Origin of the sequence: Rubrobacter tropicus, assembly GCF_011492945.1 — a bacterium.
GTDB classification, from domain to species: domain Bacteria; phylum Actinomycetota; class Rubrobacteria; order Rubrobacterales; family Rubrobacteraceae; genus Rubrobacter_D; species Rubrobacter_D tropicus.
In genome coordinates this window covers 1,025,402-1,037,726 of the sequence record NZ_CP045119.1, presented here as the reverse complement: position 1 = coordinate 1,037,726, position 12,325 = coordinate 1,025,402, and the positions used below count along the sequence as shown (strand labels likewise).

The 12,325-nt window shown below is 66.4% G+C and carries 12 protein-coding genes; 7 read left to right on the top strand and 5 right to left on the bottom strand.

What is annotated here, in order from left to right:
• Positions 1–59 precede the first annotated feature (59 nt).
• Complete coding sequence (locus GBA63_RS04900; protein ID WP_166173987.1) at positions 60–1,088, bottom strand: hypothetical protein; 1,029 nt, start codon at positions 1,086–1,088, stop codon at positions 60–62.
• A gap of 287 nt (positions 1,089–1,375) precedes the next feature.
• On the opposite strand from GBA63_RS04900, the gene GBA63_RS04895 reads away from it, so the two are divergent.
• Positions 1,376–1,762 (top strand): hypothetical protein, encoded by a 387-nt coding sequence (locus GBA63_RS04895; RefSeq protein ID WP_166173985.1) that lies wholly within the window; start codon positions 1,376–1,378, stop codon positions 1,760–1,762.
• A 46-nt stretch (positions 1,763–1,808) separates the two neighbouring features.
• On the opposite strand, the gene GBA63_RS04890 is transcribed toward GBA63_RS04895, so the two are convergent.
• The gene (locus GBA63_RS04890; RefSeq protein WP_166173983.1) at positions 1,809–2,897 is read right to left on the bottom strand and encodes a hypothetical protein; all 1,089 of its coding nucleotides are present in this window, start codon (positions 2,895–2,897) and stop codon (positions 1,809–1,811) included.
• Between the two features lie 28 nt (positions 2,898–2,925).
• On the opposite strand from GBA63_RS04890, the gene GBA63_RS04885 reads away from it, so the two are divergent.
• The gene (locus GBA63_RS04885; protein ID WP_166173981.1) at positions 2,926–4,191 is read left to right on the top strand and encodes a recombinase family protein; all 1,266 of its coding nucleotides are present in this window, start codon (positions 2,926–2,928) and stop codon (positions 4,189–4,191) included.
• A 39-nt stretch (positions 4,192–4,230) separates the two neighbouring features.
• Here GBA63_RS04885 and GBA63_RS04880 read toward each other — a convergent pair whose 3' ends face one another.
• Entirely contained in the window at positions 4,231–4,428 is a 198-nt protein-coding gene (locus tag GBA63_RS04880) for a hypothetical protein (RefSeq protein WP_166173979.1), read from the bottom strand.
• Between the two features lie 120 nt (positions 4,429–4,548).
• On the opposite strand from GBA63_RS04880, the gene GBA63_RS04875 reads away from it, so the two are divergent.
• From GBA63_RS04875 to GBA63_RS04865, 3 genes are read left to right on the top strand one after another with little or no spacing between them, the layout of a single operon-like run.
• Positions 4,549–6,174: a long-chain fatty acid--CoA ligase gene (locus tag GBA63_RS04875; RefSeq protein ID WP_166173977.1), complete on the top strand. Its 1,626-nt coding sequence runs from the start codon at positions 4,549–4,551 to the stop codon at positions 6,172–6,174.
• 9 nt (positions 6,175–6,183) lie between these two features.
• A complete protein-coding gene (locus tag GBA63_RS04870) occupies positions 6,184–6,933 on the top strand; it encodes a sulfotransferase family protein (protein WP_166173975.1) in 750 nt (249 codons plus the stop codon).
• Positions 6,930–7,679 carry a sulfotransferase family protein gene (locus GBA63_RS04865; protein ID WP_166173973.1) on the top strand — a complete coding sequence of 250 codons (750 nt, stop codon included), beginning with the start codon at positions 6,930–6,932 and terminating at the stop codon, positions 7,677–7,679. The genes GBA63_RS04870 and GBA63_RS04865 overlap by 4 nt, the downstream gene beginning before the upstream one ends.
• Positions 7,680–7,738: 59 nt before the next feature.
• Here the strand turns inward: GBA63_RS04865 and GBA63_RS04860 are convergent, their stop codons facing one another.
• Together GBA63_RS04860 and GBA63_RS04855 are read right to left on the bottom strand one after the other, a co-directional pair.
• Positions 7,739–8,314, bottom strand: coding sequence for a TetR/AcrR family transcriptional regulator (locus tag GBA63_RS04860; protein WP_166173971.1), 576 nt, complete (start codon positions 8,312–8,314; stop codon positions 7,739–7,741).
• Between the two features lie 3 nt (positions 8,315–8,317).
• Positions 8,318–9,580: an MFS transporter gene (locus GBA63_RS04855; RefSeq protein ID WP_166173969.1), complete on the bottom strand. Its 1,263-nt coding sequence runs from the start codon at positions 9,578–9,580 to the stop codon at positions 8,318–8,320.
• 137 nt (positions 9,581–9,717) lie between these two features.
• Between GBA63_RS04855 and GBA63_RS04850 the strand changes: the two genes are divergently transcribed.
• Positions 9,718–11,472 carry a CocE/NonD family hydrolase gene (locus GBA63_RS04850; protein WP_166173967.1) on the top strand — a complete coding sequence of 585 codons (1,755 nt, stop codon included), beginning with the start codon at positions 9,718–9,720 and terminating at the stop codon, positions 11,470–11,472.
• Positions 11,473–11,476: 4 nt separating this feature from the next.
• Positions 11,477–12,325, top strand: coding sequence for an oxidoreductase (locus tag GBA63_RS04845; RefSeq protein WP_166173965.1), 849 nt, complete (start codon positions 11,477–11,479; stop codon positions 12,323–12,325).

Genomic DNA, 12,325 nt, shown 5'->3' with positions numbered 1-12,325 from the left:
CCGGGGGTGGAGGTGGCCCTCGGGTGAATGGCCGCCAGAGGGAGAACCCACACGAGAGGTCACTCGATGCCGAGTTCGTCCTTGAGCCGCCGGTACCAGTCGCCCGTATGGGGTATCCACTTGGCCTCACCCGACGCGCGGAGCTGTTGCTTGTTCAACCCGACCAAGCGATCCTCGCCCGAATCCAGGATGTAGATCGCGTTGTCCTCAATCGGGCACTCCATGAGGACCCTCTCCGTGTGGTGGAACCTGAGGAGAATGTAGCCGTACAAACCGGCCTTGCCCTTCTCCCAGTTTTTCCAGGGAAGGGCGAGCACCTTGTCGAGGCGATCCTGCGAGAATACGCCTCTCAGCCGGCCGCGGCCGATCACCTCACGGTAGTATGCGCGTACGTGCCCGCCGGTCTGCTGATCTGGGGGAACGAACTCGAAGTCGCGGGTGATGGGCGCTCCGGCGGCGGTGTCGCGCTTGGGCCTGAAGACCTCCCTCACCTTGCGACGCGAACGGTCGACGAGGACCTGGCGGTTCTCGTTGCGCCGCTGCCTGCCCCGTGCCCTGGCCTCTTCTCGCTCCCAATCGGCGATCCTGCGTCTGTGGGGCTCGCGGGCCTTTAGGTACTCGCTGAAAAGTCGGTCGTATTCCTCCTCCCTGGCTTTCGCCTCGACGTCCACCTGGTCGATCGCCCGCTTCGCCTTCCGCACCTCCTCGCGCAGCTGCAGGATGCGGTTGCGGTCGGCCCGGAACTCGAAGGCGGACGTCAGCCGCTGTTGGGCCTCGTACCGCCTCCTGCGCGCGGCCTCGAGTAGTCGGGCGGGATCGGGGACGGGCGGCGGAGGCGGGGGGCCGTCGTAGACCGGGCGGGCCGGCATAGTCGTGTCCTCCTTCAGTTCGTCCGCCTTGGCCTGCATCAAGCCGACGAGATCGGAGAACTCCTGCGGCGTGAGCGGGGTGCTTCCGTCGTCCGGGACCGAAGGCTGCACGCGCCTTAGCAAGGCGTCGTGGATGAACCGACCCATCTCTGGAAGGTTCATGCTCTCGCAGTCTGACCAGTACGCAGGACGCTCGGGGGGCGTGGCGGGTTCGGACACCTCGAAGCTCCCATCCTCGGAACGAGTGTTCCCCCAAGTCTACATGCAGGTCGGTCGCCTCCCCACACCCACCGACTGCAGTCACTCACAGAGGCTAGCCGAGGGGTGGGGGTGTTGCTGGGATGATCTATGTTCGCGCCGGCCAAGCCGAAGCCTGGGTTAACGTCAGCTCGACGGAACATCCTATACTGCCGGGCGGTATGGTGGAGGAGGCAGCTCGCGCGGGACGCGCAGCTCGAATCTTCACCGACTTGAGTGACACCGAATCGAGGGAGGTACGTCGTCCGATGCTCCGAGTGGAAGAGACGAAAGCTCGCATCGAGCAGAGACTGGGAGCTTACACAGGGCTGTTGCAGGACATCGTGGATACGTTCAACGAGATGTACGAGGAACGCGATTACGAACGACAGATAGGTATAGCGGCAGACTTCGACACCGACTGGGAACTGAGGGTTCGTAGGAACATGACGGAGCAGCTGCAATCGGAGTTGGTGTCCGAGGTGGAAGCCCTACGAAAGTATGCCGAGGACTTGGAACGCCGGGTGTCGAAGACGGGTCACGACGCCAAAAACGCGCTGCCTCGGCCCGAAAGCGAAGCGTCCACGCAGCAGAGCAGCAGGGTACGCATCGAAGCCGCTGAACGGCTCTCGAAGCTGCGTCGCGCTAGGCCGTGACGACCGCAACGCTGGGCGATCAGCCGGTGGTCGAGGTGGCGCTAACCTAGACTAGGCTTTTGTCTGACAGCCACTTAGAGAGAACGGAGGGGATTGTCCCGCCTGCGTCCTGGGGGTCGAACGGGTCGTATAGCTGCCCTACCAGGTCCGTGGGGAGGGTGGTGAGCGTCTGGTCCTTCAGCAGGCACACCGGCTTGCGCATGGCGAACAGGTAGCCGACCTCTAGGGCGACGTTGGGGTTGTACGTCTCCGTCTCGATGCGATCGTAAATCGCCACGCCCAGCCCGCACCCGTGCAGGTAGGTCAGGATGTTGAAGAACATGTGGTCATGGTACCGTTTGTCGTCTGCCCGAATCCCTCTTATGCCGTGGGCGGCTAAGCCATTCCTGACCGCATCCGTTATGGCAGCGTGCGCCCTCGTGTTACCAAATCGCATCATGATGAACGCAGCGTCTGCGGGGTCAGGATGATCTTCCTTGAAGCGGCCGAGGCTTTCCTGTATCTCGATCGGCGCCTCTCCGATAGGAGCGGCGGAACTGAACTCGTCCGGCGTAGCGAGTATCTCGGGGGGCATAGCCATTTGGGGGTCGACCGCTACGGCGTCCAACCCAGCCTCGGTAATCAAGTAGGCAGACCTCGCGTTCGACTCGACGGTGATCAATCCCGCGTTCTCCAAGTAACTCGCTATGGCTAGCGCGTCGTCGAAGCGGTCCTGATCGTCCCGGTCCCAACCCATCCAGGGAGCGACTTCCGTCCACGAGACAGCCTGCGTGGGATTGCCGCCGGCGATGGCGAAGATGGCCCCCAGGAAGCGACGCCGCAGACCGTCAGCACCGCTGGGCTCCGGCGGCCGGGACGCCTGCTGCTCGGCTTCGTGCTGCGCCTTGGTTTTGTAGTGCGCCTTGACGGCCACGGTCTGGCCCTCGTCCGAGAGGGGACTGACGTCCTCGATGTGGTACTCGGACCCGAACTCGTCCACGATCCAGGATCCGACGCGCACCCGCACTTCAGGGAGGAATAGCATCGTTCGTTCGCTGCTGTTCCTGAGACCACGTGCCCGGATCGTTCCGTCGCTGCCCCTGATCTCCAGGTCCTGACCGGAATCGCGTATGCCTTCTTCGACCATATCGCGCACGCTGCTCCTCCCCAGTGGATGGTGTTGCATGGATTCTCTCATAGCCCGGCCCCGCCCCCGCTACGGTTTTTCCTACGTCCGGGACGAAAGAGGCCGACCGGTCGGCTACGAGGTCTGCGAGCCGGAGATGGCCGTCGTGCGCAGGATCTTCGCCATGCTGGACGCGGGCGCTTCCATCCGGGCCGTGCAGATGTCCCTAGAGGGGGACGGCATAAAGGCCCCGAGGGGCGGGCCGCTGTGGTCCCGCGACACGATCAGGAACGCGGTCCGCGAGGACACGTACGTCCCCCACTCCCCGGCCGAGCTCGAGGCGCTGGCGGCAGAGGGCGTGCTTTCGGAGGAGGTGCTGGCCGGCCTCGACCCCGCGAAGAGCTACGGGGTTGCGTACTACGGCAGGACCCGCAGCGCCTACGAGTCGATGCGCTCGAAGCGTCGCAAGGTCGAGCAGGCGCCGCGCTCGGAGTGGACCGCGATTCCGGTACCCCTCGTCGGCGCGGGCCTGGACCGCGGGCAGATCGAGCGGGCGCGCGCCCTCATCGCGGACAACAGGGCGCCGTCGAAGGTCGGCGACCACGAGTACCACCTGTCGCGGGGTTTCCTGTTCTGCGCCGACTGCGGCCGGGCGATGGTGAGCTACGCCCGCCGCTTCCCGACGAGGACGCACCGCTACTACCGGTGCGATGGGGAGCGTAAGACGCGAGGGACGGCGCCCCCGTGCCCGAACCGCCGGTCCCACGAGGCGCACGGACTCGAGTACCTGGCGGCCTCGACCTTCGAGGCGCACGCCAGCCGGGACGGCCTGCTGAGGCTCTACGACGAAGCCGTGGCCCGGCGGGAGGAGCGGACCGGGGCGCGCGGCGACCTCGAACGCCGCGCCGCGCTTTCGGAGAAGTTGTCCGAACTGGAGCTCGAGCGGCGGGGCTACCTGCGCCAGAACGCCCGCGGCGTTCTCCCCGACGCGGACCTGGACGCCATGCTCGCCGACGTTGACGAGCAGCGGGAGGCCGTGGAAGCCGAACTCGGGGCCTCCAAGGACAGGGCAGCGGAGGCCGAGCGGCTGCGGGCGGCCCGCGACTCGCTGGCGGCCCACGACCCGGTGCGCAGCACATGGGCCGAGGACCCTGATGCCGTCATGCCGTGGGAGTACCTGACCCAGGGCGCCACGACGGAGGAGATAAGGAACGCGTACAGACGGCTCGGCGCCCGCTTCGAGGTGGACGCTGAAGGCGAGCTCACCCTGCGCCTGGAGCTCGATTTGGGCGCTGTCGCGTTGCAACCGACAAGTTCACCCTGATGAACTGGGGCCACGATCCCTTGAAGTAGCGAGCAGCCTCTAACCTCGTCTCTTCCGGGCTTCGACGGGCTTTACCAGGTACTGGACGTAGCCACGGGGGCTGCGTTCGGCCTCGGCGGCTAGCTGTTTGGCTCGCCACTCGGCCTGCTCCAGGGTCGGGTAGCGGGCGACCTCTATGTGTCCGAAGAGGGTCACCCCCACCACCTTGAAACCGCCGCTCTCCGTCCCTTCCGGCATCCTTCTCCCGTCTTGACCCTTTTTCATTCTGGCTGCTAACATCGTTTGGCACAACGCTCTTTATGGGAAAGGGAGCAACGGGCGCGAGGCGTCCGACACCGCTTCAGAGGAGGATAGACCATGCTTGAGGGGCTCGTCCAGGACTACCAGTTGACGCTGCCGGCGATCTTGCGCCGCGCGGAACAACTCTACGGCTACCGCGAGATAGTCACCCGCCGCCCGGACAAGTCCTTCCACCGCCACACCTTCGCCGACTTCGTCTCCCGGTCCAAAAAGCTCGCCGTGGCCCTGAAGAAACTCGGTTTGGAGGACGGCGACCGGGTGGGCACCCTGGGATGGAACACCTACCAGCATCTGGAGGCGTACTTCGGGGTGCCGTGCTCGGGGGCGGTGCTCCACACGCTGAACCCGAGGCTGCACGAGGACGACCTCTCGTTCATAGCGAACCACGCCGAGGATAGGGTGATGCTCGTCGACGAGACGCTCGTGCCCGTCTTCCAGAAGTTCAGGGAGAAGACCAACGTCGAGCACGCCGTCGTCGTCACCGAGGGCGGGGAGGTCCCTGAGGGCATGATCTCCTACGAAGACCTCCTCTCCGACGCCGACGAGTCGGACTTCGAGTACCGCGACTTCGACGAGAAGCAGGCCGCCGCGATGTGCTACACCTCGGGCACCACGGGCCGCCCCAAGGGGGCCCTCTACTCCCACCGCTCGACGGTCCTCCACTCCATGATGGCCGCGATGGGCAACACGTTCGCCCTCTCCGAGAAGGACTGCGTGCTCCCCGTCGTCCCGATGTTCCACGTCAACGCCTGGGGCCTGCCGTTCGCCTCCGTGCTCGTCGGCGCCAAGCTCATGATGCCCGGCCCCCACCTCGACCCCGCGAGCCTGCTGGAGGACTTCGATCAGGAAGAGGTCACGTTCACGGCCGGCGTCCCGACCGTCTTCCTGGCCGTGTTGCAGGCGCTCGACGCGGAGCCGGACAAGTACGACCTCACAAAGCTCAGGAGCATGGTCATAGGGGGGTCCGCGGTGCCGAAGGGCGTCGTGGACGCCTACGACAGGCGGCACGGCGTCAACGTCGTCCACGCCTGGGGCATGACGGAGATGAGCCCCATAGGGACGGTCGCGAACCTGCCGACGGTGGTCGAGGAGTTGCCGGAAGACGAGAAGCTGGAGTACAGGGCCAAGCAGGGCAATCCCGTGCCGTTCGTGGAGATAAGGGCAAGGGGCGACGAGGGGTTCGTGCCGTGGGACGGGGAGTCGATGGGCGAGCTCGAGGTGCGGGGCCCCTGGGTGGCGAAGCGGTACTACAACGCGCCCGAGGGCGACGACAAGTTCACCGACGACGGCTGGTTCACGACCGGGGACATCGTGACCATAGACCGTTACGGGTTTATCAAGATCACGGACAGGACCAAGGACCTCATAAAGAGCGGCGGCGAGTGGATAAGCTCGGTCGAGCTCGAGAACGCCCTGATGGCCCACCCGGCCGTCTCCCAGGCCGCCGTCATAGCGATCCCCCACGAGAAATGGGACGAGAGGCCGCTCGCCGCGATAGTCCTGAAAGAGGGCGAGAGCGCCACGGAGGAAGACCTCCAGAGCCACCTCGAAAAGGACTTCGCGAAGTTCTGGCTGCCGGACGCCTACGAGTTCGTCGAGTCCATACCCATGACGGCCACGGGCAAGTTCCAGAAGCTCAAGCTGCGCGAGCAGTTCGAGGGCTACGCGCCCTCGAAGGGCTGAAGGGAGCTCTTGAAGGTCGTAGGGGCCGGCTTCGGCAGGACGGGAACGAAATCGTTGCAGGCGGCCCTGGAGGAACTCGGGTTCGGCCCCTGCTACCACATGACCGAGCTCTTCGAGCACCCGGAGCACGCCGAGACCTGGGAGGCAGCCCGCCGGGGCGAGCCGGTCGACTGGGACGGTTTCCTGGGGGATTACGAGGCCGCCGTCGACTGGCCGGCCTGCACGTTCTACGAGGAGTTGATGGAGAGGTACCCGGACGCGAAGGTGCTCCTCAGCGTCCGCGACCCCGACCGGTGGTACGAGAGCGTGTGCAACACCATCTACGAGCTGAGCAGGCTCACCGTCATCTCGCCCCTCTCGCGGCCGACCTTCCGCCTCGTCGGCCTCTTCGTGCCCGCCATCGGCAAGGTCAGCCGCATGAACAACAGGTTGATCTGGGAAGACACCTTCGACGGCAAATTCGAAGACAGGGAATACGCCAAGGCTATCTTCGAGCGCCACAACGCCGACGTGCGGCGCAGGGTGTCCCCGGAAAAGCTCCTCGTCTACGAGGTGAAGGACGGTTGGGACCCTCTCTGCGACTTTCTGGGCGTCGAAGTGCCCGGCAAGCCCTTCCCGCGCCTCAACGACACGGCCGAGATGCGCAGCAGGGTGCGGGCGGTGCGCGCCGTCTCCCTCGCGGTGCCGGCCGTATTGGCGCTGCTGGCCGGAGGCCTGTACCTGACCTTCTCCCGGCTTAGTCGGCAACCTCGGGCTTGAAGGTCGTTGGCGCCGGTTTCGGCCGCACGGGCACCACTTCTCTCAAGGCCGCGCTGGAGACGCTGGGTTTCGGTTCCGCCTACCACATGACCGAGGTCTTCGAGCACCCCGAGCACGTCGGATTCTGGGAGGCCGCCGGTCGCGGGGAGCCGGTCGACTGGGAGGAGTTCTTCTCCGGCTACGGTGTCGCGGTGGATTGGCCCGCCTGCGCTTTCTACGGGGAGCTAATGGAGGCGTTCCCCGGGGCGGCCGTGATCCTGACGGTCCGCGACCCCGGACGCTGGTACGAGAGCGTCCTCTCCACGATCTACGGGATACACAGGATCTCCTCGGGCCCCGCCCCGATCAGGACGGCCTTCGCCATCGCGGGCCTCTTCGCCCCCGGCGTGACGGGCATAGCCCGCCTGGCGGACGAAATCGTCTGGAAGGGCACCTTCGACGGCCGTTTCGAGGACGAGACCTACGCCATCGAAACGTTCCAACGCCACAACGAACGGGTCCTCCGCAGCGTCCCGCCCGAACGCCTGCTCGTCTACGACGTGAAGGAGGGATGGGCGCCCCTGTGCGATTTCTTTGGTCTCGACATACCGGACGAACCCTTCCCGCACCTCAACGACGCGCGGGAGATGCGCCTGAGGCTCCTCGGGCTCGTCGCGGCCTCGGCCGCCACTCCGGTCGTCGTCGTAGCCGGCGTTGTCGCGGCGCTGGCCTACCTTCTGCGCCGAGCCCGCTACGGGCGCGGTTAGTGGAGGAAGGTTTTTGGGCTTTCAGGTTTTCAGGGGTGGAGGGTCGGGACTTCCTCCCCTCAAGACCTCAATGCCTGCAAAGCGACGCGGGCCGCGTCTTCGAGCGTCCGGCGCTCTACCCCGGCCCTCGCCAACACGCGCAGGCCGTGCAGGTTGGTTACGAGGAAACGGGCAAGGGGCTTCGGATCTTCTTTCGAAATCTCTCCCGCCTCTCTGGCGCGGATCAAGGCGCCTTCGAACGCCCCTTCGGTGCGCCGGACGTAGGCCGAGATCCTGCCCGCCACCTCCGGATCGTACGGCGCGAGTTCGACGGCGGTGTTCGCCAACAAACACCCCCTGCGCGGCTCGAACGAGACCAAACCTTCTACCGTCCGCCTGAAGACCTCTTCTATCCCGTTCAGGCCGGAGCTCTCGAGTGTCTCGATCACCCACGAAGCCCTCGCGTTCTCGAAGCGGTCGAGGGCCGAGAGGAACAGGGCGTGCTTGTCCCCGAAGGTGTCGTAGAAGCTGCCGCGTCCTATGCTCATGCTTTCGAGCAGGTCGCGCATGGATGTCGCCCCGTACCCCTTGCGCCAGAACAGGTGCATCGCGGCGTCCAGGGCCTCATCCGGCCTGAACTCCTTGGTCCTCGGCACGCCTCAGCCCTCCGGTTGCGGGGAGACGGCGAAGGGGGGCGCGCGGCGCTCGACTATGGGCCAGTGGATGGCGGCGGCGACGACGGCTAGTGCTATGCCGGCCCACCAGATCGAGTCAAAAGAGCCAGTCCTCTCGAAGGCGACCCCGCCGAGCCAGACGCCCAAAAACGCCCCCACCTGGTGGCTCAAAAAGACGATCCCAAAGAGCGCCCCAAGATGCCTCGTCCCGAACATCACGGCCACGAGCCCGGAGGTAAGCGGCACCGTCGAGAGCCACAAGACGCCCATCGCGGCGGCGAAGAGGAGCACGACCGTGGGCGTCGGCGGGAGGGTGATGAAGAGCCAGATCACCCCTGCCCTCGCCAGGTAGATCCCGGCCAACAAAGCCCGCTTGCTGTACCGGCCCCCAAGCACCCCGGAAGTGTAGGACCCGACCACGTTGAACAGCCCTATCAGCGCCAGCGCCCAAGCCGCCACCGCGGGCCCGGCCGTGTTCATCCCCCCGTGCGAATGCCCGGCAACGTTCGAAATATGCGCGGGCAGGTGCGTGGTGATGAACGCCACGTGAAACCCGCAAACGAAGAACCCGGCGACCAGCAACAGGTAGCTGCCGTGCCCGAACGCCTGCCGCACCGCGTCCCGCGCCGGTAACTCTGGCCCGTCGGAAGCCCGCGCCCCACGCTCTCCCCTACCCCGGAGCGCCACCGCCAGCGCCGGCACGACGACCATGAAGCACGCGAGCAGCAGGAGGGCGGTCTGCCAGCCGTAGTCGGCGAGGAACACCTGGCCCAGGGGGGCGAAAGCGAACTGCCCCAGCGACCCTGCGGCGGTCGCGAGGCCCATCGCCTGCGAGCTCTTCTCCTCAGGCACGAGCCTTCCAAGGGCTGCTATGACGATGGTGAAAGAACCGCCGGAGAGCCCGAGCCCGACGAGAACGCCAGCCGTCAGATGGAATGCGGCGGGCGTCGGGCTGACGGCCATGAGCGCTACGCCGACGGCGTAGAGCGTGCCTCCCGCGGCGAGTATCCTCGCCGAGCCGTAACGGTCGGCTATGGCCCCGGCGAAAGGCTGCCCTATGCCCCAGACGATGTTCTGTATGGCGATGGCGAGCGCGAAGACCTCCGGAGACCAACCGCGCCCCTCGCTGATGGGGGTGGCAAAGAGACCGAAGCTCGTCCTCAAACCGTAGGTGATCAGGGCGATCAAACACCCGCACAACACCACGAACGCCGGCGCCCGCCACCACCCGGATAACCTGGCCTCCAAACCCCTCCTCCCCTCCTTGAACGACTCGTCGCGCCACTATACGCAAACTGGAACGATTGGTCAAATATGGCGGGGGAGTGGGGGCTGGTGTTCGGGTAGACTCATGCGGGGTATCGACGATTGAGGGAGAGATCGCCTTGGGGCTGACGTGGGAGATCCTGGTCCAGAAGAACGTGCCGGCGCGGATGCGCGACGGCACCACCCTGATGTCAGACGTCTACCGTCCGGCGGGGGAAGGCGAGTACCCGGTCCTGCTGACCCGGTTGCCCTACGGCAAGGACCTTCCCCGGGATGCCACTTATTTCGACCCGATCAAGGCCGCTGGCGCCGGTTACATTGTCGTCGTCCAGGACGTCAGGGGACGCTACGCCTCCGGGGGCGAGTTCGTGCCTTTCGTCAACGAGTACGAGGACGGGTACGACACCGTCGAATGGGCGGCAAGGCTACCCGGCTCGGACGGCAGCGTTGGGATGTTCGGCCTCTCGTACTTCGGGAAGACCCAGTGGCAGGCGGCCGTCATGCAGCCGCCTTCATTGAAGAGCATGGTGCCTGGGGTGACGTGGGGGAACCACCTCAACGGGGCGCAGATGAGGGGCGGGGTACAGGAGGTCGGGCTCATCCATTACTGGGCCCAGGCGGCGATCGCCCCGGACAGGCTCTTCCGCAAGTACCGCAAGGAACCGGAGAAGATCGGGGAGAAGCTGCCCGAGCTCGTGGGCGTCATAGACGCCATTCTCGCCGGCGGCGGCCATGACGTGCTGCCGCTCTCCGGGTTGCCCAACCCGGACGGCCTCGTGCCGTTCGTCCGGGGCGGCCTGGAGCGGGGGGTGGACGACCCGAGCTGGGACTACCTCAAGATGGACGACAAATACGGCCGCGTGGACGCCCCGACCTTCCACATCGGCGGCTGGTACGACTGCTTTATCGGGGAGACGCTTCGCCAGTACGGGGCCATGAAGGTCCGCTCGAGCGAGGCCGGTATGCGCCCGCCGCGCCTGCTCGTCGGGCCCTGGGTCCACGCGGACTTCGGCAGCACCTTCGGCGACCTGGACTTCGGCCTCGGCTCGATGGGCGCGTTCGTGGACTACCGCGGCGACCTGACCGACAGGCACCTCCGCTGGTTAGACGCGACCCTCAAGGGCGACGAAACCGCCCTCGAAGCCGCGCCGCCCGTCCAAATCTTCGTGATGGGCGAGAACCGCTGGCGCGGCTACGACGAGTGGCCGCCGCCCGGCTCGTACACCGAGGACTGGCACCTGCGGGGCGGCGGGGAACTCTCGCGGGAAGCCGGCAGTAGCGGCGAAGGGCCGGACACCTACGACTACGACCCGAAAGACCCGGTCCCCACCCTCGGCGGCCCGACCCTGCTGGCCCCCATCCACCGCCCCGGCGCCCGAGACCAGAGAGATATAGAACGACGCCCCGACGTCCTCACCTACACGAGCGAGCCGCTCACGGAAGACTACACCGTGCTCGGCCCCGTCTACGCGACGCTCTTCGCGTCCTCCTCGGCGCCGGATACGGACTTCGTGGCAAGGCTCGTGGACGTGTACCCCGACGGCCGGGCCATCGGGCTCTGCGACGGCATCGTCCGGGCTAGCGCCAGGGAGAGCTACCCCGCCCCCGGCGTCATCAACCCGACCACTCCCTCCCCCATCGAGCCGGGCGAGGTCTACGAGTACTGCGTGGACCTCTGGGCGACCGGCAACACCTTCAAGGTCGGCCACAGGTTGAGGGTAGAGGTCACGTCGAGCTCGCATCCCAGGTGGGAGCGGAACCTCAACACGGGCGAGAGCGCCGTCCATTCGGACCGCTCCGAGGTCGCGCGCCAGGCCGTCTTTCACGACTCCGGGCGTCCGAGCAGGGTCACGTTGACGGTGGTTAGGGGGTAGGGTGGTGGCGGTATCGAGATCCGTCCTGATCACGGGCTGCTCCACGGGCATCGGCCGCGCGACGGCAGAACACCTGGCGGCCGCGGGCTGGAAGGTCTACGCCACGGCCCGCGACGTCGAGAAGATAGGGGCTCTCGCCGAACGCGGGTGTGAGATCCTACCTCTAGACGTTACGGACGAGGCCTCCATGCGCGCCGCCGTGGAAGAGGTCGAGAGGCGCGAGGGGGCCGTCGGCGTCCTCGTCAACAACGCGGGCTACAGCCAGTCCGGCGCCGTCGAGGAGGTCTCGATGGAGAAGGTGCGCCGGCAGTTCGAGACGAACGTGTTCGGGCTGGTGAGGATGTGCCAGCTCGTGCTGCCCGGGATGCGGCGGCAGGGCCGGGGCAGGATCGTCAACATCTCCTCCATGGGCGGGAAGCTCACCTTCCCCGGGGGCGGCTACTACCACGCCACCAAATACGCCGTCGAATCCATAAGCGACGCCCTCCGCTTCGAGGTCGCGGGCTTCGGCGTAAAGGTAGTAGTCGTCGAGCCTGGCCTGATACGCACCAACTTCGCCGACGCCGCGACGGGCTCGATGGAAGCGCCCACAGGCTCGGGTCCCTACGCCGGCTTCAGCGCGGCCGTGGCGAAGGCTACGAAGGACAACTACGAACGGGGCCCTATCCTCAAGCTCGGCGGCGGCCCCGAAACGGTGGCGGCGACTATTGAACGCGCCATAACCGCCGACAAGCCCCGCACCCGCTACGCCGTCACGCCCTCGGCCCACCTCTTCATCTGGCTCCGCCGCCTCCTGCCCGACCGCGCCTGGGATGCCGTGGTAAGGACCGTGTACCCTCAACCAGGGAGATAG